Source organism: Clostridium sp. UBA7791, from assembly GCF_002480755.1.
Taxonomy (GTDB): domain Bacteria; phylum Bacillota; class Clostridia; order Clostridiales; family Clostridiaceae; genus Clostridium_J; species Clostridium_J sulfidigenes.
In genome coordinates, this window is sequence record NZ_DLCT01000005.1 from 472,990 (window position 1) to 496,071 (window position 23,082).

A 23,082-nucleotide genomic window follows, 5' to 3' on the forward strand; every position below is an offset into this window, starting at 1 on the left:
TTAAAAAACGAAATTCATATATCTTCTTTTAATGATTAATTTATGAAAAAAACTACAAATTACGACAAAGAAAAATATGAAACCTTGAAGATAGGGTGTACCAATGGTAATAGAATCAATTGCCATTCGTGAATTTATAATACTTTGTTGAAATATAGGGAATTTTACGTAAAAAATATAGGTAATAATTCGTATAATTGAATAAAATTAAAATTATAATGTCTTAAGTGGAAGTGGTCAACATTGACATTGTCGTAAAAAGAGTGTACTATAAATATAAATAAAAGTTATGAGGAAATGTGTAGAAATATGCACAATGAATAACGCAAAGATGAGCCGAGGTTAGAAAGAAAATTTTTAATTTTTGAACTAAACCAAATTATTTTAAGGGGGATTACTTATGAAGAGTAAAAAAATACTAGCATCATTATTAGCATTATCTATGGTAACATCAGCGGCATTAGTTGGGTGTGGTAAAGGCGAAGAAAAGGGTGCAGGAACTGCTACTAATGGAGAAGCAGATGCTGAACAATATTTAAATATGCTTTTACAATCTGAACCAAAAACAATTGACCAATCTAAATCAAGTGATTCATATTCTTCACAAATTCTTGCAAACTGTCAAGAATCATTAACAAGAATTGTACAAGATGAAAATGGTAAAGATAAAATTGAAAAGGGTATAGCTGAAAGCTGGGAAACTTCAGATGATAAATTAACTTGGACATTTAAATTAAGAGATGCTAAATGGAGTGATGGTAAACCAGTTACTGCAGAACAGTTTGTATATGGTATTACTAGAACTCTAGATCAAAATACTGCATCACCATATGCTTTCCTATTATATCCTATTGCTAACGCTGTAGAATTCAACTCTGGTAAAGCTAAGGCAGAAGATTTAGGAGTTAAAGCTCTAGACGAAAAAACTGTTGAGTTTACATTAGCATCACCATGTGCATACTTTCTTGATTTAACATACTTTAAAGTAATGCAACCACAAAGAGAAGATATAGTAAAAGAACACGGTGATAAATATGGTTCAGAAGCTAACAGTATGGTATATTGTGGACCATTTATGATATCTGAATGGGTACATAATAATAAAGTAGAATTTGTTAAGAATCCTGAATATTGGGATGCTGAAAATGTAAAACTTGATAAAGTTACAATGAAAATAATAAAAGAAGAGTCTGCTAGAATGAATGAATTACTTAATGGTTCATTAGATATGGCTACAGTAGTTAAACCAGAATGGATAGAAAAGTTTGATTCTGCTGGTGAATATGAAGCTAAAAAAGGATATGATGGTTCGACTACATATACTTTCTTTAACCTTAAAGATAAATTATTCAGTAATGCTAAGGTAAGAAAAGCATTTATAGTAGCAGAAGATAGAGAAAATAAAATTAAGACTTTAAGAAAAGGTCTTGGCGAACCTGCTCTAGGTTTTGTACCAAAGTCTGTACAAATAGGTGGAGAAGAATATAGAACAAAAGTAAATGAATTACCAGTTCAAAAATTAATGGATGAAAATACAGATCCAAAAGCATTATTAATAGAAGGTATGAAGGAACTAGGGCTTGGAGAAGATCCATCTAAAATAACCATTAGTTACTTACAATCAGGTACTGATGCGGTAGCTAAAGAATATGCTGAATTCCAACAACAAGTTTATACAAAAAAACTTGGAATTAATGTTAAAGTTGATTTTGTTGAATGGGCACAATTCCAAGAAAGAACTGATAATTTTGATTATCAAGTTGCAGGTATGGCATGGACTGGAGACTATAATGACCCTAACACATATTTAGATTTATGGACATCAACAGCTGGAGTTGTACCAACAGGTTGGTCAAATCCTAAGTACGATGAACTTATAGCTAAAGCAGGAAAAAGTGATGATCCGAATGAAAGAGCTGAACTTTTCAAAGAAGCTGAAAGAATACTATTATATGAAGATGGTGTTGTAAGTCCAGAAGCTTGGAGATTTAAAAATACTTATGTAAGAAAGTATGTTAAAAACTACACTGCTCCATTATTTGGAACAATAGACTTAAAATATACTTATACTACTGGAAGAAAATAATATTATAATGAAATGAGAAAAAGTGAAGCAAATAACGAATGCTTCACTTTTTTTAGATGCTTTGATGTTTTTGCCTATAAAAGTGGGCTTTATAAGAAAATTCTAATTTAATGCATTATAAAGTTAGGGAAAAGAAGTCAATATTATCTAAAATACTATAATATATATAATATATGTAGTGATTAAATGATAAAATTCGTATTACAAATTTCGAATTTAAATGCAAATAAAACCCGATTAATAGAGAAAAAAGAAGAAAAAAGAAAAATAAACAAACGAAAAAAAGAAAAATAAATTAATAAATAAATTTTAATTAAAAAAATATTAATATAATTAATCAAAATGAGAGGTTGCATTAATATTTCATAAGATATTTGCACTTATATAAGATAATAAGTCGAATTGAGGTAATCTTATAAATATTCAGATAATGGGTATTGCAATAGTGAAAGTGTTAATATATAATAAATTTAAATCAGATGGATATGACATTATATCTATTATATTGATGATTAATGAAGGGGGATTATTCATGAAAAGCAAAAAAATATTAGCTGCTTTACTAGCTGTATCTATGGTAACTTCTGTTGCTTTAGTAGGTTGTGGTAAAGATGACAAAAAAGATGAGGGCAAAGGTGGAGAGACTGCTGCTTCTGGAGATATGGATAAAGAACAGTATCTTAACTTATTATTGAGGGCTGAACCAAAGACAATTGATCAATCAAAATCAAGTGATTTGTATTCATCACAAGTTCTTGCAAACAGCCAAGAGGCATTAACAAGAATTATTCAAGATGAAGCTGGAAAAGATAAAATCATAGAAGGTATAGCTGAAAGCTGGAAACCTAACGATGACAAATCTGTTTGGACATTTAAGTTAAGAGATGCTAAATGGAGTGATGGAAAAGCAATTACTGCAAAAGACTTCGTTTATGGTATCACTAGAACTTTAGATCAAAATACTGCATCACCATATGCATTCTTATTATACCCAATCAAAAATGCTTCAGAATTTAACGCAGGTAAAGCTAAAGCAGAAGATTTAGGTGTTAAGGCTGTAGATGATAAAACAATTGAATTTACATTAAATTCACCATGTTCATACTTCTTAGATTTAACATACTTTAAAGTAATGCAACCACAAAGAGAGGATATAATAAAAGAACATGGCGATAAATATGGATCTGAAGCAAATACAATGGTATATAGTGGACCATTCATAATCTCTGAATGGGTACACAACAATAAGATTGAATTTACTAAAAATCCAGAATATTGGGATGCTGAAAATGTAAAACTTGATAAAGCTACAATGAAGATAATTAAAGAAGAGTCTGCTCAAATGAATGAATTACTTAATGGTTCATTAGATATGGCAGCAGTTTCTAAACCAGAATGGATAGAAAAATTTGATAAAACTGGTGAGTATGAGGCTAAAAAAGGATATGATGGTTCTACTACTTATACTTTCTTCAACCATAAAGATAAGTTATTTAGTAATGCTAAAGTAAGAAAAGCATTTATGGTAGCTGAAGATAGAGAAAATAAAATTAAGACTTTAAGAAAAGGTCTAGGAGAGCCAGCTATGTCTTTTGTACCTCCTAAAGTACAAATAGGTGGAGAAGATTACAGAGATAAAGTAAGTGATACTCCAGTTAAGGATCTTATAGATGAAAATCCAGATCCAAAGGCTCTATTAATTGAAGGAATGAAAGAGTTAGGACTTGGAGATGATCCATCTAAAATAACTATTAACTACTTAGAATCAGGTACTTCAGCTGAAAATAAGGTATGGGCTGAATTCCAACAACGTGTTTATGAAGATAAACTTGGTGTAAAAGTAAAAGTTGATTATGTTGAGTGGGCACAATTCCAAGAAAGAACTGATAACTTTGATTATCAAGTAGCAGCTATGGCATGGGGCGGTGACTACAATGACCCTAACACATTCCTTGATTTCTGGGTAACTGGAGCTAACGTTGTAATGACAGGATGGTCAAATCCTAAATACGATAAGCTTATAGCTGATGCAGCAAAAACTGTAGACCCAGCAGAAAGAACCGAATTATTTAAACAAGCAGAAAGAATTTTATTATATGAAGATGCTGTTATAAGTCCAGAGTCTTGGAGATTTAAAAACACATATGTAAGAAAGTATATTAAGAGTTACAGTGCTCCATTATTTGGAACAGTTGATTTAAAATACACTTACACTTCAGGTAGAAAATAATATAAAATAGTATTATAATTTTAAAAAGGCTATCTCATTTCTTTGAGATAGCCTTTTCTGTAGTTTTTAACAAATACAATAAAAAACTGTGTTTAATTAGGTTCTTTAAGTAATATAAACACAGTTTTATTTTATAATTCTATATTATGGTCTACCTTCTGTATACACTTCTTTTAAATCTAAAGATCCAAAGGTTGGAGAAGTATAATTTTTAACATAATTATAAATATAAGTATTTTTAAATCTCCACGTAGTTGGACTACACACTGCATCTTCATAAATAAAAATTTTTTCTGCTTCTTGGAATAACTTCTTTCTTGCTTCTTGATCTGAAGTGGTTCTAGCTTTTTGTATTAACTCTTCATATTTATCGTTCTTCCATCCAGTTTTAACGGAAGCAGTATCATGAAGGAACATATCAAAATAAGTTAGTGGATCATTATAATCGGCAGTAACTGACATTCCTGCTAATTCATAATCCATGTTATCTGTCCTATCGCAGAAAATTGCCCATTCCACATAATCTACATCAATGTTAACTCCTAATGTTTTATTATAATTCTCCTGAGAAAATTCTGCCATTTCTTTACTGTAAGAACTAGTGCCAGATTGAAGAAGTTTAATAGTATGCTTTGAAGGATCTGGATCTAAACCTTCTTCCTTTAAACCCTCTATAAGTAATTTTTTAGGGTCTGGATTTTCTTTTATTAGCTCGGTTACCGGATTAAAATCAGTAGCACTTCTAAACTCTTCCTCACCTACTTTAACTGATGGTGGAACCCAAGCTGTACAAGGTTCTGCTAAGTTTCTATACAATGCTGAAACTGCACCTTCACGGTCTTCAGCTATGAGAAAAGCTTTTCTTATTTTTGCATTTTTGAAGTATCTGTTTTCTTGGTTAAAAAAATTATAGCATATTGAAGTATCGTAACCTTTTTTGACTGTAAAATTTCCGGTTTCATTTAATTTGTTAATCCAATCCTTGGAACTTACATTAGCTAAATCTAAAGAACCATTAAATATTTCATTCATTCTAGCAGATTCTTCCTTAATTATTTTCATTGTAGCTTTATCAAGTTTTACATTTTCAGCATCCCAATATTCGGGGTTTTTTACTAATTCAATTTTGTTGTTGTGTACCCATTCAGAGATTTTAAATGGACCAGTGAAGATTAAAGTGTCTGCATCTGAGCCATATTTATCTGCATGTTTTTCTATTAAGTCTTTTCTTTGAGGTTCCATTATTTTCAAGTAAGTCATGTTTAAGAAATATGCACAAGGTGATTCTAATGTGATTTCTAAAGTGTGATCATCGATGGCTTTTACACCAACTTCTTCAGCTTTTGCTTTACCAGCATTGAATTTAGCGGCATTTTTTATTGGATAAAGCAAATATCCCATTGGAGAAGCAACATTTGGATCTAATGTTCTAGTGATACCATACACAAACTGATCTGCAGTAACAGGTTGCCCATCACTCCATTTAGCATCTCTCAATTTAAATGTCCAAGTTAAGCCATTTTCGGATTGAGTCCATTTATTAGATATTCCTTCTTTAACTAAGTCATTACCATCTTCATCTACGCCTAATCTAGTTAAAGCCTCCATAGTATTAGTATGGATGTATGATGAATAGACATCATAAGTTTTTGAAGGGTCTAGACTTTGTGGCTCTGCACCTAACAGTACATTAATATATTGATTTTCATCAATAGTGCCTTCTTTAGTTTTCTCGGAGTTCTCTGAACTGCTTGATCTACCACATCCAAGTATTATAGTTGATGCTATGGATAAAGTAAGAATACAAGCTAAGATATTTTTGCTTTTCATAAATATTTCCCCCTATTTATAATATGAAAATATTAGCAATGCTAATATAATTCTCTAATTAAAGAATTATGTCATATCAACGAAGATGAGATATTATTAAAAATTTTGCAAAAGTAATGTAAGTTAAACTAAAAATGGTTATATTTAATTTGAATAAGGTTTGGTAAAGTTATAAATATATATTTCACAAATATAAAAGTTTGTGAAGCTAATAAGTGAAAAATGAAATAGAGTTCACAATAATGATGATAGATAATTAATGATATTGAAAAAAATATTAATTCATATGAAATTATATGAAATAATATAGTGAATATTTCATATTAAAATAATAATTAGATTTAATTGTTATAATATATAATTATACATAAAAAACTACTATATGTAAATATATTTATTTAAGTGAAAATATGTAATGAGATTAATTATTTATTTTGATAATACATAGGGGATGGATGAATAACTAATGTAGAATTTATAAAGGAAATGAATAAAAAAAAGTCTATGGTAGAAAATATAGTTATTACATTAAAACTATATTTTAATAACGCGGAGGTGGAAGCTTGTGGGTAAGACTCCTATAAAAAAAGTAATAAAATCTAAATTAAAAGCTAATAAAGAATTAACTCCACAGGAGGCTTTAAGAGAGCAAATAAAATATGATATAGTAGAAGAATTAGGTTTGGCTGAAAAAGTAAATGAATTTGGATGGAGTAGTTTAACTGCAGAAGAAACGGGGAGAATTGGAGGTATGATGACCAAAAAGAAGAAGGGTCTAAATATTCCCAAGAATGATGAGTTTTTTTAGTTTTATATAATATACTAATAATAATCAAGTTTAACTAAGACTTTGTTAGAATAATTAAGATAAATTATATTAATTTAGTGAAGAGATATAATTATAGCTTAGTTCATGAATAAACATATAGATATGAGATTTGTTACATGGTCATGGAAGAATTCTTAGACAAAATAAAAAAAGTAATGTAAAATAAATAGGTGATTATATAGAAAAGATGGTGAACCTATGGACTGTTATAATGATTTTGCTGATATATACGATGAACTTATTAATGAAGATATCAATTATAGAGGTTGGGCAGATAAAATTATTGAGATTTGCAAGGAATATAATGTTGGAAGAAGAGAGTATTTAGATTTAGCTTGTGGTACAGGGAATTTTACCAAGTTAATTGGGAAAAACTTCATATTTACAACGGCTATAGATTTATCAGAGTATATGTTATCTATTGCTGATGAAAAATTAAAGGCAGAAGGAATTAAAGCTAAGGTTATGTGCCAAGATATATGTACTTTTAATCTTAAAAAGCAGTTTGATCTGATAACCTGTGGATTGGATTCTACTAATTATATAATTGAGGATGAAAAACTTCAATTATATTTTGTGTCAGTTAATAAACACTTAAAGGATGATGGCGTTTTTATTTTTGACATTAATACAGAGTACAAAATAAAAAATATATTAGGAAATAATAGCTTTAACTATGACAGAGAAGATGTGGTATATATTTGGGAAAATCAATTACAAGAGGATATTGTTGATATGTACTTAACCTTTTTTGTTAAAGAAGGACAAGTGTATCATAGATTTGATGAACATCACAGAGAGAGAGCCTATAGTGAGAGTAAAATAGAAAAATTTATAAAAGAAGCAAACCTTGTCATAGAAAAAAAACTTAATTGCTATGAAGAAGTTGCCATAGGCGAGAATACACAAAGAATAACCTATGTTTTGAGTAAGAAAGGATGTTAGAGTAATGAAAGATAAATTAATTAGAGCCACTGCAAAGGATGGTCAAGTAAGAATAATTGCAGCTATTACTACTGAATTAGTGAATGAAGCAACTAAAACTCATGAATGTATGCCAACAGCTTCAGCAGCAGTAGGGAGAATGTTAACTGGTGGGGTTTTAATGGGTGCTATGCTAAAAAATGATACTGATAGTTTAACTATTCAAATAGATGGTGGTGGAGAAGCAAAAGGTGTTACTGTTACTGCCCATCATGATGGAAGTGTTAAAGGATATATAGGAAACCCAAAAGTGGATTTACCTTTAAATGAAAAAGGTAAATTAGAAGTTGGTGGTGCTATAGGTAAAAATGGATATCTAAAAGTAATTAAGGATATGGGGCTTAAAGAACCTTATGTAGGTCAAGTGCCTATATATACAGGAGAAGTAGGCGATGATATAGCGTATTACTTTACGGTATCTGAGCAAACACCATCTGCTGTTGCTTTAGGAGTATTGGTAGATACGGATTTATCTATAAAAGCTGCTGGGGGATTTATTATACAAATGATGCCAGGTGCATCAGAATTCTTAGCAGATATTATAACTTATAGATTGGAAGAAGTTCCATCAGTAACAGCTATGATAGAGAAGGGAATGACTATAGAAGAAATATTAGAATTTATATTTGAAGATATGGATTTGAAAATATATGATGCTTTAGTACCAGCGTATAAATGCGACTGTTCAAGAGAAAGAGTTGAAAGAGTACTGATTAGTATTGGTAAAGATGATTTACAAGAGATATATGATGAGGGCAAGACAGAAGAAATATTGTGCCATTTCTGTAATAAAACCTATAATTTTAAACCAGAAGATATTAAAAAAATATTAGAAGCTATTGACTAATTTCTATAATAAATTCTAAAAACCATATTGACAATAAACTAAAAATTTAATATAATAGTCTTTGTTAAGACTTGGAAGATTTATTGATTTTTAAGCTTAGCAAAGATTATTTTTAATAATGGTGTCACAAATTTAAATTTTGGTCGCATAGCTCAGCTGGGAGAGCACCTGCCTTACAAGCAGGGGGTCACAGGTTCGATCCCTGTTGCGACCACCATATGGCCCAGTGGCTCAGTTGGTTAGAGTGCCGGCCTGTCACGCCGGAGGTCGAGGGTTCGAGTCCCTTCTGGGTCGCCAATAAATTCTAAAATTTGTGTCTGGCTCGATAGCTCAGTCGGTAGAGCAGAGGACTGAAAATCCTCGTGTCGCTGGTTCGATTCCTGCTCGAGCCACCATTATTACGCGGGAGTGGCTCAGTGGTAGAGCGTCACCTTGCCAAGGTGAACGTCGCGAGTTCGAATCTCGTCTTCCGCTCCAATATGGCGCTATAGCCAAGTGGTAAGGCAGAGGCCTGCAAAGCCTTTATCCCCAGTTCAAATCTGGGTGGCGCCTCCAAAAAAGCAAGTAATTTATTTACTTGCTTTTTTATTTTTTTTGTGCATTATATAAATGTGCTTCTTAGAGAGAGGCATTAAAATTAAGTATTAAAAATTCATATTGTAGTATTTTGTATAGATGAGTTACTGAATATCTAAAAAGTATATACTACCTCTATCAATTAATTGAGAGTTGGCTAAAGAAATAGGTGTTATGCCATGCTTATCTAAAAATCTTTTTATTAAATTCCCGTGAGGATATAAATCTAGGTCTCCATAAAAAACTATAGTTTTAGAATCTACCATACCACAAGTTCCTCCAATAAAGCCATAATTCAAATGAGGTAAAAGAATGTCACCTGGTGGAATTAAGAGTACATCATATCCACAGTTATTTAATTCTTTGTAAATGCATATATCAGAAGTTATAAAGGCCTTATTAGATAATACTACAGTAGAGCATTTAGTATAACCTTGATTTATATTTATTAATGTCTTATGATTAATATTTTCTAATAAAGTTTTATCAGTATACCTTATATTATGCATAAAAAAATCAGGAGTATTTACAGCATTAAGGATAATATCATTAGGATATTTATCAGTTAAAGTGCTAGTGCTTCTCAATACTGTTAGATTTAGAGATTTTAGAGTTTCTTCAAAGGTAGAAGATGCATCCTTATGAATGATGGCATTATTATTGTCAATGAAATGCATAAGAATATCAGGATGACCACATATAGCTGGATATAATGAATTGCATGGTTCGCAAAGGATAACTTTACAATTTAAATTTTCTAAAGCAAATAATTCCTCAAAAGAAATTCTAAAGTCTACAAAAGCATATTTCAAAAATATCACCACCTTAAGGTTAGTTGTTACTAACTTAAAAATAATATATCATATATATTATATTATTTGTAGAATAAATTGGATTTAATAAATTGTATATAGTAAAAAATAAAAACACATAATATACATAATATATTAAAGTAAAGTTCTGTATCTATAAAATTCTTAACATGAAGTGGGGTGATTGAATGCTACTGTTGACCATTGTAAATAATAGTTATAAGGATTATGTATTAAATCAAGTTAAGAGTATGAGTGAGTATTTAAGAGAAAAAAAGAAAAGTATAAATTTGAAAATTGAAAATGATGAATTAGATGAATGTATACATATATATTGGGAAGATGGTGATTACACTGAGGATGAAGTTAAGAAATTATTTAACTATTATACAGCTAATATTTTATATGGTGTAATTATTAATGAATTTTTAGAAAAAAGGGTTAATAAACATCTGAATGAAACATATAATTTTCTTAACTATAACGATATAAGTATTGTAAAAAAGGATATATATAAAATTTTAAAAGAAGAAGTACCTATAGATGATACTGTGATATATTATATGAATAAGAAAAATAGTATTTTAGATAGAATTATTAATTGTATAGAAGAAGGTAACGTATTAAATATTAAAGGGTTTATGGACTTTAGATCCAAGGAATTAATGCCACAGATATATGCGATAATAGAAAAAGTGGTAGAAAGTTATATGATAGAAAAGGAGTATAATGAATTTATTAGTCTTTTAAAGTATTTTGTTGAGATACAAGAAAGTAAGGCTGAAAAGGTAGATTTGTATATTGGAAAAAGAGGAGATTCATATATACTCAGAGATGAATTTGGAAATAATATTATGGAAACCCTTTTGAATGAAATTTGCGAAAATAAAAATATAGTAGACGTTAGTCAAGATGATTTAGTTATAAGTGGACTAATAACTATGTGCCCGAAAAAAATAGTAATACATTCTGCTAATAGATGTAAAAATAAGGAGCTAATTAATACTCTAGAGAAAGTTTTTGAGAATAGAATTTATCATTGTAGTGGTTGTAATGAATGTTTAATGTTTAAAGAAATTATAGAAATGCCTATTGACAATAATATAAAGGTGTAGTAAGATTAACTATGTTAGTGAAAAAGTAAATAACTAATTAACAAGTAGAAACTGCCGTTTCTCACCTTACAGTACTGCTAGTAAGGTAAAATTTTGGTTTACAATGATTGTAATAACAGGACGGCTTTTGCTGTCCTTTTTATTTTATATAAGATAAAAATATGTGGTTTAAAAGCCGGAGGTGAATGTTATCAGTAAAAATAAAGATTTCATGATGAATGAAGAGATAAGAGACAAAGAAGTTAGAGTTATTAACTCAGAAGGGGAAGCACTAGGAGTAATTTCTACAAAAGAAGCATTAGAAATTGCATTACAAAAGGAATTAGATTTAGTTGTAGTATCTCCAAATGCAAAACCTATGGTATGCAAAATCATGGATTTTGGTAAGTTTGTTTATGAGCAACAAAAGAAGGAAAAAGAAGCTAAAAAGAAACAAAAAATCACTACTCTTAAAGAGATTAGACTAAGTGCTAGCATAGAAGATCACGATATTGAGATAAAAGCTAATAATGCTAGAAAGTTCTTATTAGATGAAGACAAAGTTAAAGTTACTGTGAGATTTAGAGGAAGAGAAATTGAAAACTCGCAAGTAGGACACAAGATATTAAACCTTTTTGTAGAAAAATTAGGCGATGTTTATGTTATTGAAAAGCCAGCTAGACAAGAAGGAAGAAATATGATAATGATATTAGCTCCAAAAAGAGCATAACCGAGAGGAGGACTTTACAATGCCAAAAATGAAAACACATAGAGGTGCAGCAAAGAGATTTAAAAAGACAGGAACAGGTAAGTTAAAAAGATCTAAAGCTTTTAGACGCCATATATTAACTAAGAAGAGCAGAAAGACTAAGAGAAATCTTAGAAAAACAGGATACGTTTCAACTACTCAAGAAAAAATAATGAAGAAATTACTACCATACTTATAGTAGGAAGTTATCTAGGAGGTAAATATAATGGCAAGAGTAAAAAGAGCGATGAATAGTCGTAAAAAACATAAAAAAGTATTAAAACTTGCAAAAGGATACTACGGTGGAAAAAGCAAGTTATTTAAAACAGCTAATGAATCAGTAATAAGAGCATTAAGAAATGCTTATGTTGGAAGAAAATTAAAGAAAAGAGATTTCAGAAAACTATGGATAGCTAGAATAAATGCAGCTGCTAGAATGAATGATCTTTCTTATTCAAAATTCATGAATGGAATGAAGCTTGCTGGAGTTGAAATAAACAGAAAAATGCTTTCTGAAATAGCAATCAACGATCCAAAAGCATTTGCTGAATTAGTAGAAGTTGCTAAGAAGCATCTATAAGATTAATTAAATATAAAAAATAAAAGCCAGAGGATGACTATGTCATGTCTCTGGATTTTGTTAGACTAAATTTTAATGTACATAATTATTTATTATTTTTATATAAGAAATAAAGATAATAAATAAATGGATATATATAGTATAGAAATGTAGCCATGGCTACATTTTTATACTATATATATTTTAATAAGGAAATGGGGAAACTATATATAAATATATAATCGTGATAAATTTTTTTAAAAGTTTGAGGTGTTATTTATGCAGTTAAGATTAAGGGATGTTCTAAGGCGTAAAAACTTTACTCCAGTTCAAATAATAGCTATGGGATTTGCAACTATAATATTTACAGGTGCCCTATTATTAAGCTTACCTATTGCTACTATAAAAGGTGTAGGAACTCCATTTATAGATTGTATTTTCACATCAACTTCTGCAGTTTGTGTGACAGGATTAGTTACTGTAGATACTGGTACTTATTGGAGTTATTTTGGAAAAACAGTAATACTTATTTTAATACAAATTGGTGGTCTTGGATTTATGTCTTTTGCTACACTTTTATCATTAATTATTGGTAAAAAAATAACTTTAAAAGAAAGATTAATTATAAGGGAATCATTAAATTCAACATCTCTTCAGGGAATAGTAAAATTAGCTAGATATATATTAGTTTTTACTTTTTCAATAGAATTTATAGGAGCTTTACTGCTTTCCTTTGAATTTATACCTGAGTTTGGAATTATTAAAGGTATATATTATAGTATATTTCATGCAGTTTCTGCATTTTGTAATGCTGGATTTGATCTTATGGGAAATTACGGTAGCTTAACTGCCTATAGTGATAATGCTTTGATAATACTTACTATATCTTCTTTAATAGTAATTGGTGGACTAGGTTTCTATGCATGGAATGATATATTTAATTATAAACGTACTAAAAGATTAACACTTCAGACTAAACTAGTAATAGCTGTAAGTGCAGGATTGATTTTGTTTGGATTTATAATGTTTCTTGTATTTGAACTTTCTAATCCAGATACTTTAAAACCTATGGGGATTAAAGAAAAAGTGCTGTCAGCATTCTTTGCATCGGTTTCACCAAGAACAGCAGGATTTAATTCTATAGATTTGACAAAGATGACTATGGCATCTACATTTTTATCCATAATGTTGATGTTTATTGGTGGTTCACCAGGATCAACGGCTGGGGGAATAAAAACTTCTACCGCGGGCGTGCTTTTTATGACAATACTATCAGTTATAAATGGAAGAGAAGATACAGAGTTATTTAAAAGAAAAATAAATAAAGAAACTGTATATAAGGCTTTAGCAGTAGTAGTAATAGCACTGGCGTTAGTGTTTACTACAACCATATTATTATCTATTACAGAAAGAGCATCAGGTGCTCCGTTTGAACATTATTTATTTGAAGCTACTTCAGCCTTTGGAACTGTTGGGTTAACATTAGGATTAACTCAAGAGCTTACTGCTATAGGCAAGGCTATAGTAGCACTAACTATGTATGCGGGTAGAGTTGGGCCACTTACATTAGTTGTAGCAATTTCTATAAGAAAAAGTAAAAGAGGAAATTCTATTAAGTATCCAGAAGATAAAATCTTAGTTGGATAAAGGGGGATATATTAATGAGTAAAAAACAATTTATAGTTATTGGTTTAGGTAGATTTGGAACTTCAGTAGCAGAGACTTTATATGCACTTGGTAATGATGTATTAGCTGTAGATATAGATGAAGAAGCTGTTCAAAACATTGCAGAAAGAGTTACTCATGCTGTTCAAGTAGATGCAAATGATGAGGTTAGCCTAAGAGCCCTTGGAATTGGTAATTTTGATGTGGCTATAATTAGTATTGGTTCTGATATTCAAGCTAATATTCTATCTACTCTTTTAGTTAAAGAAATGAATGTTAAGCATATTATAACTAAGGCTAATAATGCATTGCATGCAAAAGTTTTATATAAAATAGGTGCCAATAGAGTTATATTCCCAGAGAGAGATATGGGAATTAGAGTTGCTCATAACCTTTGTTCTTCTAACATACTTGATTATATAGAGTTATCACCAGACTTTAGCATTGCAGAAATTGTTACCCCAAAGGAATGGGAAGGTCACTCTCTAAAAGAGCTAGATTTAAGAGTGAGGTACAGTGTAAATGTGGTAGCTATTAAAAGAGATGATAACATAGAGGTATCTCCATCTGCAGATGAGGTTATACAGGAAGGCGATATAATAGTAGCCATAGGAGGAACTGCTGAGCTAAACGGAATTGAAAGTTTAGTTAGATAAGGAGATTTATAAGTGCAGGTTATAAAAAGTAAGGATAATAATACATTAAAAGAAATTAAAAAATTAAAAGAAAAAAAATATAGAGTTGAAAATAAGAAGTTTATTGTAGAAGGATTTAGATTTCTAGAAGAAGGTTTTAAATCAGATTTTATTATAGATAAACTTTTTATAAAGGAAAGCTCAGTTGATAAATTTAAAGAAAAATTTTCTTTTTATATTAATAAATATGAAGAAAAATTATTTATTATAAATGACAGTCTATTTAAAAATATTTCAGGTACAGAAAATTCTCAAGGAGTTTTAGCTGTACTTCAAATGAAAGAGGAAAATTTTAATAAAGAAGAAGGACTGTATATTTTAGCTGACAAGATACAAGATCCAGGCAATTTAGGAACTATAATAAGAACAGCTCATAGTGCTGGTTGTAGGGGAGTTATTTTAAGTAAAGATACAGTAGACTTATACAATGAAAAAACCTTAAGAGCTACTATGGGTTCCATATTTAATATTCCTATAATCCATGATGAAAATTTAGTTTTCACAAAAAGATTAATTAGTGAAGGGTATAATTTAGTATGTAGTTCCCTTGACACAGAAAAAAACTTTTATGAAGTTAATCTAGTAGATAATGCAATAATAGCTGTAGGTAATGAAGGTAATGGCATTAGTGATGAAGTTATGAATTTAGCTACCTTTAAGGTTAAAATTCCTATGCTAGGAAATACAGAATCCTTAAATGTTGCTATAGCTGCATCTATTATGATATATGAAGGTGTAAGACAAAAGTTAAATAAAAAGTATTAATACTTGAAATTTTTATATATTATATGTATAATGTTTCTATCAAGTTAGGATTTAAATGTTATTTAAGTGAAATAGTATCCAAACTGGTTTAGTAAAATAAAATATTTATACAATGACGAAGAGAGTAGATATATATTTTTATATAAGGGATGAAGAGCCAAAGACTGAAAGCTGTTCTTATAGGATTATATCGAAGTTCACTTCTGAGTACTAATTATGAAGTAATAGTAGTAATTAGCGGCTATGGTCGATAGATTTACTAAGAGGAGTTTTAATAAAACTCAATTAGGGTGGTACCGCGGATTTTCCGTCCCTTTTTAGGGACGGTTTTTTTATGTCTATAAAGCAAAAACTTAATTTCAGAAACTATTATTTATACTTGAATTAAGTAGAAATTTCATTAATTATGAAGTGGAAATTTTTTCCAAAGAAAGTTTTAATCCATAATTTTAAATGAACTCATGAATTTTAGAAAGGAGCTTAGAATATGAAAGAACAATTAGAACAAATTAAAAAAATTGCCCTAGAACAACTAAGTCAAGTAACAGATAAAGCTGAACTTGAAAATATTAGAGTAAAGTATCTAGGGAAAAAAGGAGAGCTTACTGCAATCTTAAGAGGTATGGGAAAACTATCAGCAGAAGAAAGACCGGTGGTAGGTAAAATTGCTAATGAAGTAAGAGAAGAAATAGAAAGTGCCATTGATACAAAGGTAGTAGCTATTAGAAGTGCAGAAAAGACTGAAAAATTAAATAGTGAAGTAATAGACATTTCTATGCCAGGAAAGAAACAAACTATGGGGAAAAAACATCCATTAAGTTTAACTCTTGATCAAGTAAATGATATATTTTTATCTATGGGTTTTTCTATAGAAGAAGGACCAGAAGTAGAGTTTGATCATTACAATTTTGAAGCTTTAAATATACCCAAGGATCATCCAGCGAGAGGAGAACAAGATACTTTCTACATAAATGATAATATAGTATTAAGAACTCAGACATCTCCAATCCAGATAAGAACTATGGAAAATCAAAAGCCACCAATAAAGATGATTGCACCAGGAAAGGTATATCGTTCAGATGCTGTAGATGCAACTCACTCACCAATATTCTATCAAATTGAGGGATTAGTAGTGGCAGAAAATATTACCTTTGGAGACTTAAAGGGAACACTAGAAATGTTTATCCAAAAGATGTTTGGAGATGACATGAAAGTTAAATTTAGACCGCACCACTTCCCATTTACAGAACCATCAGCAGAGATGGATGCAACTTGCTTTGTATGCGGAGGTAAGGGATGTAAAGTTTGTAAAGGTAGTGGATGGATAGAAATTGTAGGCTGTGGTATGGTGCATCCACAAGTACTTAGAAATTGCGGAATTGATCCAGAAAAATATAGCGGTTTTGCTTTCGGATTTGGATTAGATAGAATTGTAATGTTAAAATACGGTATTGAAGATATTAGATTATTATATGAAAGTGATATGAGATTTTTAAATCAGTTTTAATATATAAGGAGGAAGATTATGAAGTATCCAGTTAAATGGTTAAAAGACTATGTTGATATAAATGTTTCCCCTGTAGAACTTGCAGATGCATTAAATCTTTCAGGGTCTCATGTTGAAGAGGTTATACTTACAGGAGATGAAATTTCTAATGTAGTTACAGGAAAGATAACAAAGATAGAAAGACATCCAGATGCAGAAAAACTAGTTGTATGTGCAGTGGATATTAACAAAGAGGAAGAAATACAAATAGTAACTGCTGCTACAAATATGAAGGAGCAGGATATTATTCCAGTAGCACTACACGGAGCAACGCTGCATGGCGGACTTAAAATAAAAAAAGGTAAATTAAGAGGAGTAGTATCAAACGGTATGTTCTGCTCAGAAGAAGAGCTTGGAATTGCTGGAGATGAGCCAGTACATGGACTTATGATATTACCTAAAGATACATCTATTGGAGTAGATATCAAGTCTGTAATACCTCTTGAAAGTGCTATTATTGACTTTGAAATAACTTCTAATAGAGCAGATTGCTTTAGTATAATTGGAATGGCAAGAGAAACAGCAGCGACTCTAGGGTTAACTTATAAAATGCCAAATCTTAAATATAGTGAAGAAGATAAAACTAATATAACTGATAGTTATAAAGTAGAAATTAAGAGTCCACTATGTAGAAGATATATGGCTAAAGGAATTAGCAATATAAAGATAGAACCATCACCACAGTGGATGCAAGAGAGATTATTAGAAGCTGATGTAAGACCTATTAATAATATTGTAGATATAACAAACTTTGTTATGTTAGAGTTAGGTCAACCATTACATGCCTTTGATGCTAGAGATATAGTATCTAATACTATAGTAGTTGATACTGGAAAAGATGGAGAAAAATTTGTTACTTTAGACGAAGAGGAAAGAACTATAGATAGCTCTATGCTTTGTATAAAGGATGGGGATAAAACTATAGGACTTGCAGGAGTTATGGGAGGATTAAACTCAGAGGTTAAAGAAGATACTTCTATGATAGTCCTAGAAAGTGCAAATTTTAATGGTCTTAATATAAGAAATACATCTAAAAAGTTAGGACTTAGAACAGAAGCTTCAACTAAATTTGAGAAGGATTTAGATCCAAACCTATGTAAGTTAGCTATTGATAGAGTATGTGCCCTAGTGGAAGAATTAGGTGCAGGTAAGGTTATGACTGGGGTTATAGATATATATAATGAAGTTATAGAACCTCATACCTTAGAAGTAGATAGTAACTGGGTTAATAGATTCTTAGGTAGTAATATATCAAAAGAAGATATGAAAAGATATTTAGATGGATTAGATTTAAATACTGAAATTAAAGGTGATGTTTTAGTTGTTAATTGTCCAACATTTAGAAGTGATCTAAATATAAAAGAGGAGATAGCAGAGGAAATTGCTAGAATTCATGGATATAATAATTTTGAATCTACCCTTCCTCATTGTGAGGCTATAAAGTCTGGAAAATCAGATAAGCATAAGCTAGAAGATAAAATAATAGAAGCTTTAGTAGCCAGTGGAATAAATCAATCTATAAGTTATTCCTTTGTAAGCAATAAAATTTTTGATAAACTTTTAATTCCACAAGATAGTGAACTTAGAAATGTAGTTGAAATTAGAAATCCTCTAGGAGAAGATTTCAAGGTTATGAGAACTACTACTCTTGCATCAATGATGGAATCTTTAGCTAGAAACTATGTAAAGAGTAATGAAAGTGCAATGCTTTTTGAAATAGGTAAAGTATATATAAAAAATACTGATGAAGAGAAGTTGCCAGAAGAAAGAAATATTTTAACCTTAGGAATGTATGGAGCGGGAGATTATTTAGAACTTAAAGGTGTGGTAGAAAATGTACTAAATGCTTTAGGAATAGATAATGGAATTTTTATTAGAGAAAGTGAGAATCCTAGCTTCCATCCAGGAAAAACTGCTGCATTAAAACTTAGAAATAAAATTTCTGGAGTTTTAGGTGAAATTCATCCAGATGTAAGTGAAAATTATGGTATAGATACAAGATGTTTTGTTGCTGAATTAAATTTAGATATATTAATGGAATGTGCTAAGATAGACAAAAAACATAAAGCACTTCCTAAATTCCCAGCAGTAACAAGAGATATTGCAGTTTTAGTAGATGATAGAGTTCTAGTACAAGAGATAGAAGACACTATTAAAAAACAAGGTGGCGGCATCTTAGAAAGTGCTAAGCTATTCGATGTTTATAAAGGAAGTCAAATTCCAGAAGGTAAGAAGAGTATAGCCTATGCTATAACCTATAGACATGCAGATAAAACTTTAACTGATACTGAAGTAAATAAGGTCCATGATAAGATTTTAAGAAGCTTAGAGCATAAGCTAGGTGCAGAATTAAGATAATTATTAATTAAAATAAGTAGGTGTAAATTTACATCTACTTATTTTTTTATGGAGTTTTCTATGAAGTGAATAGTTTACAATTTTAAACAAAATATAGTCTATAAATGTTGAATTTGTAAACTCATTAATGTACAATTATGGTTATATATGTATTATTATATATAATTTTGTATAAAGACTATTTTTTATATGAAATCATGTTAAAATAAAGGAGGAACAAATGATAAGCAATTTTAAGGTTACAAATAGATTGAAATATTATAGAAATATGTTAAATATTAGTCAAAAGGAATTGGTAACAGAGAGTTTATCATTACAACAAATTAAATTTATAGAAACCAAAAGAAGAAAAATAACTTATAGAACAGCTGAAATAATAAGTAATCATTTAAATTACATAGCTAAACATAAAAATATTAGCTTAAATGTATATCCTAAAGAATTAGTAATGGAGGATGAAGATTATGCAAGATATTTATGTGAGATTGAACTAAGAAAAAAAGAAAAAATAGATACAGAAAATTTTGAAACTATATGTTTACAGTATAATCTTAAAAATATTTTACAGGATTATTATAAACTACAAGGTGAAATTTTTGGAAATCAAAATGAATTTCAAAAATCTCTTGATTTCTATACCAAAGCAAAAGATATAGGATGCTTGGAAGAATATTCCTACATAGATATTTTAAATAAAATTGGGTGGGATCATGTATGCCTATGCAATTGGGCATTAGGCTTAAAAAGTTATACGGAAGCAGAAATATTAATTAAGCTAGTTTATAAAAGGAGTAATTATGAAATTAGGAACATTCAAGATATTGAGTCACGTGTATATTACGGGGTAGCTTTGATTAATAAGGAGATTAATAATTATAAAGTTTCGTTAGAATATATAGAAAGTATAAAAAAATTAGAATATGTAGAGTCAAAACTTATTATAGATAGCAGCATACTGGAAGCTAATGTGAATTATGAAGTTGGTAATATAGAGAAGTCTATAAATAGTTATATAAAATTACACAAAGAGTTTCCAGATAATTCAAGTGTAATAATTAACTTAATTACATTGTATGAATTAGTTGAAGATGAAGAGCGTTCTAACTTCTATTTAAATAAAATAAATGGCGATAGGCTTAAAAGTGAGGATGCTAGTTTATATATAGCATACTTAATAAAAATAAAAAACTATTTTATTAAATTTGATGTTAAAGCTGCTGTTAAACATTATAATACTGCGATCAAATTATGTATTAATGATAATAATATTTTATGGCTAACAAAGATATATGAAAATATAGTACAAGATTATCATGATGAGTTACTAAATTCAAATTATACAAATCAATATTTAATAATTTTAAATCGTAATAAACATATGTATGATAATCATAAAGAGTTACTTAATGATATTTTAGTTGGATTGATAACTAATAAAAATATAAATAAAAGTTTATTAGATACTATAAGAGAAATTAAGAATGGAACATTATGAAGAAGTTATTAGTATGTTTTTCTTAATATTTATATTTAGCACTTTAACTTTGATAAATGTAAAAGGGGATATTTATTAAAAGAATAATAAATATAATTATCAATTTAGTGTTAGTAATGAGGAGTTAGTAAACTATAAATCATTAAAATAATGATTTTAATGGTTTATAGAAATATAATAATTATGAACGTATAATGAAAATCAGCTAAAGGAGTATATATGAAAACTTTATCTAAAGAAGATAAAAAAGTTATTAGATGGGCATTCAATTATGTAAAACCATATACATGAAAAATAGCTTTGATGATTATTCTTATGACTATAGTTACATTGCTAGTTTCAATAGAACCTAAAATAAAAGCTAAAATTATAAACCTGTTATTCCGATCTGAATATAACTTAGCTATAAATATGCTTTTACTATTAGTATTTATATATTTAGGACAAGTATTGACAGAAGCATTTAAATTTAGAATATTAACTAAAGTAGATTGTAATGTATGTAAAGATATAAGAAGTGATTTGTTTTCTAAAATACTTAACTTTCCTATCCAGGTATTCGACAATACAGAAACAGGAGAATTATTATCACGAATGAATAACGACATCGAAGATATATCAAATGTATTTGCTAATTATTCTATATCACTACTAGATTCATTATTTGTAGTAACTTTTATTGGCGTTTCAATGATTAGTTTAAATGTCTATTTATTCTTAATAATTGCTGCAACATTTCCTATAACTTTAGGAATTTTTAAGTGGAGTGGAAAAAAAGTTAAGAAGGAAATTTCACTTTATAAACAATTTAATGATCAATGCTATGGAGTTGAGGCACAGTGTTTTACAGGTATAAGAGAAATTGTATCTTTAGGCATTAGAGATAAGATGGAGAATAGATTAGGATCAATTTTAGATAAAGCAACTAACCAAGCAATAAAGTCCCAATATATAACTATAAAAGGTAATATGCTTGTACAAGCTGTAAATTATCTAGATATGATAATATTTATTTTCATTGCAATAGTTTTAATTAGTTTAGGGAAAATTGGTATTGAGGAATTCATAACATTCTTATCATACTCAATTTTGTTTTCAAACTCTCTTTCTAGCTTAACTAAGGTTAATGCTGTTATTCAAAAACTTATTGTGTCATTAAAAAGAATATATGATTTAAATAATAATTTAAATTTTAATACGAATATATTTGGTAATAAAGATATTCATAAAGAAGAAAAAAAGATTGAATTAAAGAATGTTTCATTTAGCTATACTGATAAAAATGTTATCAGTAATTTAAATGTATCATTTAATGGATTTGGAAAATATGTAATAGTTGGTGAAAGTGGAAGTGGTAAAAGTACAATATTTAATTTGTTATTAAGATTTTATGATAATTATGATGGAGAAATATTAATCAATGAAGTTAACATTAGAGAGATGAGTGATGTTTCACTACGAAATAATGTTTCAGTAGTGAGACAGGAACCATATTTGTTTAATTTATCAATTAAGGACAATTTATTATTAGGAAACTCTTGTAGTGATATGAATGAGATTGAACATGTATGTTCTATTTGCAATATACATAAATTTATAATGAGTCTTCCTAATAATTATGATACTGTAGTTTCAGAAGGTGGAGTTGGTTTATCTGTAGGTCAGAAACAAAGAATTGCCATAGCAAGGGCATTATTAAGAAGAACATCAATATTACTTTTAGATGAAATAACATCCGCATTAGATAATGATACAGAGGAATCTATAAATGAATTAATTAATTATATATCAATAGATCATATAGTAATAGTAATTACGCATAGATTAAAAGGTATATTTAATGCAAAAAGTATTTTTCTTATAAATCAGGGTCAAATAATTGAATCGGGATCACATAAGGAGTTAATGAGTTACGAGTCTTTATATAAAAATTTATATTTAAAGGGAAGAGAAAACTAGAAAA

At 29.2% G+C, this 23,082-nt stretch carries 18 protein-coding genes, 5 tRNA genes and 2 other annotated features; of the genes, 21 read left to right on the forward strand and 2 right to left on the reverse strand.

All coding sequences use genetic code 11. The features are described 5' to 3' along the window. Window positions 1–400 precede the first annotated feature (400 nt). Together B3Z56_RS07680 and B3Z56_RS07685 are read left to right on the forward strand one after the other, a co-directional pair. Window positions 401–2,086, forward strand: coding sequence for a peptide ABC transporter substrate-binding protein (locus tag B3Z56_RS07680; protein ID WP_346848584.1), 1,686 nt, complete (start codon window positions 401–403; stop codon window positions 2,084–2,086). A 532-nt stretch (window positions 2,087–2,618) separates the two neighbouring features. Further along, window positions 2,619–4,316 carry a peptide ABC transporter substrate-binding protein gene (locus tag B3Z56_RS07685; RefSeq protein ID WP_346848585.1) on the forward strand — a complete coding sequence of 566 codons (1,698 nt, stop codon included), beginning with the start codon at window positions 2,619–2,621 and terminating at the stop codon, window positions 4,314–4,316. A gap of 144 nt (window positions 4,317–4,460) precedes the next feature. On the opposite strand, the gene B3Z56_RS07690 is transcribed toward B3Z56_RS07685, so the two are convergent. Further along, entirely contained in the window at window positions 4,461–6,146 is a 1,686-nt protein-coding gene (locus B3Z56_RS07690) for a peptide ABC transporter substrate-binding protein (protein WP_346848586.1), read from the reverse strand. 565 nt (window positions 6,147–6,711) lie between these two features. Here B3Z56_RS07690 and B3Z56_RS07695 point away from each other — a divergent pair. From B3Z56_RS07695 to B3Z56_RS07730, 8 genes are all read left to right on the forward strand, one after another. Next, entirely contained in the window at window positions 6,712–6,954 is a 243-nt protein-coding gene (locus B3Z56_RS07695; RefSeq protein WP_346848587.1) for a small, acid-soluble spore protein, alpha/beta type, read from the forward strand. A gap of 219 nt (window positions 6,955–7,173) precedes the next feature. Beyond that, the gene (locus tag B3Z56_RS07700; protein WP_346848588.1) at window positions 7,174–7,920 is read left to right on the forward strand and encodes a class I SAM-dependent methyltransferase; all 747 of its coding nucleotides are present in this window, start codon (window positions 7,174–7,176) and stop codon (window positions 7,918–7,920) included. 4 nt (window positions 7,921–7,924) lie between these two features. Further along, window positions 7,925–8,806, forward strand: coding sequence for an Hsp33 family molecular chaperone HslO (gene hslO, locus B3Z56_RS07705; RefSeq protein WP_346848589.1), 882 nt, complete (start codon window positions 7,925–7,927; stop codon window positions 8,804–8,806). A 141-nt stretch (window positions 8,807–8,947) separates the two neighbouring features. After that, window positions 8,948–9,023: transfer RNA gene (locus B3Z56_RS07710), tRNA-Val, on the forward strand. A gap of 3 nt (window positions 9,024–9,026) precedes the next feature. Next, window positions 9,027–9,103, forward strand: a tRNA-Asp gene (locus B3Z56_RS07715). Window positions 9,104–9,125: 22 nt separating this feature from the next. Beyond that, window positions 9,126–9,201 (forward strand) — tRNA-Phe (locus B3Z56_RS07720). A gap of 7 nt (window positions 9,202–9,208) precedes the next feature. Continuing rightward, window positions 9,209–9,283 (forward strand) — tRNA-Gly (locus tag B3Z56_RS07725). Between the two features lie 4 nt (window positions 9,284–9,287). Then, window positions 9,288–9,361 (forward strand) — tRNA-Cys (locus B3Z56_RS07730). Window positions 9,362–9,486: 125 nt separating this feature from the next. Here the strand turns inward: B3Z56_RS07730 and B3Z56_RS07735 are convergent. Beyond that, window positions 9,487–10,194: a DUF6873 family GME fold protein gene (locus B3Z56_RS07735; RefSeq protein ID WP_346848590.1), complete on the reverse strand. Its 708-nt coding sequence runs from the start codon at window positions 10,192–10,194 to the stop codon at window positions 9,487–9,489. A 188-nt stretch (window positions 10,195–10,382) separates the two neighbouring features. Here B3Z56_RS07735 and ytxC point away from each other — a divergent pair, with 188 nt between their 5' ends. From ytxC to B3Z56_RS07790, 11 genes are all read left to right on the forward strand, one after another. After that, window positions 10,383–11,309 (forward strand): putative sporulation protein YtxC, encoded by a 927-nt coding sequence (gene ytxC / locus B3Z56_RS07740; protein ID WP_346848591.1) that lies wholly within the window; start codon window positions 10,383–10,385, stop codon window positions 11,307–11,309. Between the two features lie 36 nt (window positions 11,310–11,345). Further along, window positions 11,346–11,457: a sequence feature (ribosomal protein L20 leader region), on the forward strand. 33 nt (window positions 11,458–11,490) lie between these two features. Beyond that, window positions 11,491–12,018 (forward strand): translation initiation factor IF-3, encoded by a 528-nt coding sequence (gene infC / locus B3Z56_RS07745; protein ID WP_346878550.1) that lies wholly within the window; start codon window positions 11,491–11,493, stop codon window positions 12,016–12,018. A 19-nt stretch (window positions 12,019–12,037) separates the two neighbouring features. Beyond that, window positions 12,038–12,235, forward strand: coding sequence for a 50S ribosomal protein L35 (rpmI, locus tag B3Z56_RS07750; protein WP_035135823.1), 198 nt, complete (start codon window positions 12,038–12,040; stop codon window positions 12,233–12,235). Window positions 12,236–12,262: 27 nt separating this feature from the next. After that, the gene (gene rplT, locus B3Z56_RS07755) at window positions 12,263–12,616 is read left to right on the forward strand and encodes a 50S ribosomal protein L20 (RefSeq protein ID WP_035135825.1); all 354 of its coding nucleotides are present in this window, start codon (window positions 12,263–12,265) and stop codon (window positions 12,614–12,616) included. A 258-nt stretch (window positions 12,617–12,874) separates the two neighbouring features. Beyond that, on the forward strand, window positions 12,875–14,242 hold the full coding sequence (locus B3Z56_RS07760; protein ID WP_346848592.1) for a TrkH family potassium uptake protein: 1,368 nt from the start codon (window positions 12,875–12,877) through the stop codon (window positions 14,240–14,242). Between the two features lie 14 nt (window positions 14,243–14,256). Then, a complete protein-coding gene (locus B3Z56_RS07765; protein ID WP_346848593.1) occupies window positions 14,257–14,916 on the forward strand; it encodes a TrkA family potassium uptake protein in 660 nt (219 codons plus the stop codon). A 12-nt stretch (window positions 14,917–14,928) separates the two neighbouring features. Continuing rightward, on the forward strand, window positions 14,929–15,720 hold the full coding sequence (locus tag B3Z56_RS07770; RefSeq protein ID WP_346877765.1) for an RNA methyltransferase: 792 nt from the start codon (window positions 14,929–14,931) through the stop codon (window positions 15,718–15,720). 103 nt (window positions 15,721–15,823) lie between these two features. Beyond that, window positions 15,824–16,038, forward strand: a binding site (T-box leader). 169 nt (window positions 16,039–16,207) lie between these two features. Then, window positions 16,208–17,227, forward strand: coding sequence for a phenylalanine--tRNA ligase subunit alpha (pheS, locus tag B3Z56_RS07775; RefSeq protein ID WP_035134359.1), 1,020 nt, complete (start codon window positions 16,208–16,210; stop codon window positions 17,225–17,227). An 18-nt stretch (window positions 17,228–17,245) separates the two neighbouring features. Next, window positions 17,246–19,624 carry a phenylalanine--tRNA ligase subunit beta gene (gene pheT / locus B3Z56_RS07780; protein WP_346848595.1) on the forward strand — a complete coding sequence of 793 codons (2,379 nt, stop codon included), beginning with the start codon at window positions 17,246–17,248 and terminating at the stop codon, window positions 19,622–19,624. Between the two features lie 220 nt (window positions 19,625–19,844). Then, window positions 19,845–21,119, forward strand: coding sequence for a helix-turn-helix transcriptional regulator (locus B3Z56_RS07785; protein ID WP_346848596.1), 1,275 nt, complete (start codon window positions 19,845–19,847; stop codon window positions 21,117–21,119). A 303-nt stretch (window positions 21,120–21,422) separates the two neighbouring features. Then, entirely contained in the window at window positions 21,423–23,078 is a 1,656-nt protein-coding gene (locus tag B3Z56_RS07790; RefSeq protein ID WP_346848700.1) for an ABC transporter ATP-binding protein, read from the forward strand. Window positions 23,079–23,082 lie beyond the last annotated feature (4 nt).

Excerpts from the sequence above, each read along its gene's own strand:
- B3Z56_RS07700 (WP_346848588.1), top strand. The coding sequence starts at position 7,174 with ATGGACTGTTATAATGATTTTGCTGATATATACGATGAACTTATTAAT.
- rpmI (WP_035135823.1), top strand. The coding sequence starts at position 12,038 with ATGCCAAAAATGAAAACACATAGAGGTGCAGCAAAGAGATTTAAAAAG.
- B3Z56_RS07685 (WP_346848585.1), top strand. The coding sequence starts at position 2,619 with ATGAAAAGCAAAAAAATATTAGCTGCTTTACTAGCTGTATCTATGGTA.
- hslO (WP_346848589.1), top strand. The coding sequence starts at position 7,925 with ATGAAAGATAAATTAATTAGAGCCACTGCAAAGGATGGTCAAGTAAGA.
- B3Z56_RS07790 (WP_346848700.1), top strand. The coding sequence starts at position 21,423 with ATGATTATTCTTATGACTATAGTTACATTGCTAGTTTCAATAGAACCT.
- B3Z56_RS07765 (WP_346848593.1), top strand. The coding sequence starts at position 14,257 with ATGAGTAAAAAACAATTTATAGTTATTGGTTTAGGTAGATTTGGAACT.
- pheS (WP_035134359.1), top strand. The coding sequence starts at position 16,208 with ATGAAAGAACAATTAGAACAAATTAAAAAAATTGCCCTAGAACAACTA.
- B3Z56_RS07760 (WP_346848592.1), top strand. The coding sequence starts at position 12,875 with ATGCAGTTAAGATTAAGGGATGTTCTAAGGCGTAAAAACTTTACTCCA.
- rplT (WP_035135825.1), top strand. The coding sequence starts at position 12,263 with ATGGCAAGAGTAAAAAGAGCGATGAATAGTCGTAAAAAACATAAAAAA.
- B3Z56_RS07690 (WP_346848586.1), bottom strand. The coding sequence starts at position 6,146 with ATGAAAAGCAAAAATATCTTAGCTTGTATTCTTACTTTATCCATAGCA.
- pheT (WP_346848595.1), top strand. The coding sequence starts at position 17,246 with ATGAAGTATCCAGTTAAATGGTTAAAAGACTATGTTGATATAAATGTT.
- B3Z56_RS07680 (WP_346848584.1), top strand. The coding sequence starts at position 401 with ATGAAGAGTAAAAAAATACTAGCATCATTATTAGCATTATCTATGGTA.
- B3Z56_RS07785 (WP_346848596.1), top strand. The coding sequence starts at position 19,845 with ATGATAAGCAATTTTAAGGTTACAAATAGATTGAAATATTATAGAAAT.
- ytxC (WP_346848591.1), top strand. The coding sequence starts at position 10,383 with ATGCTACTGTTGACCATTGTAAATAATAGTTATAAGGATTATGTATTA.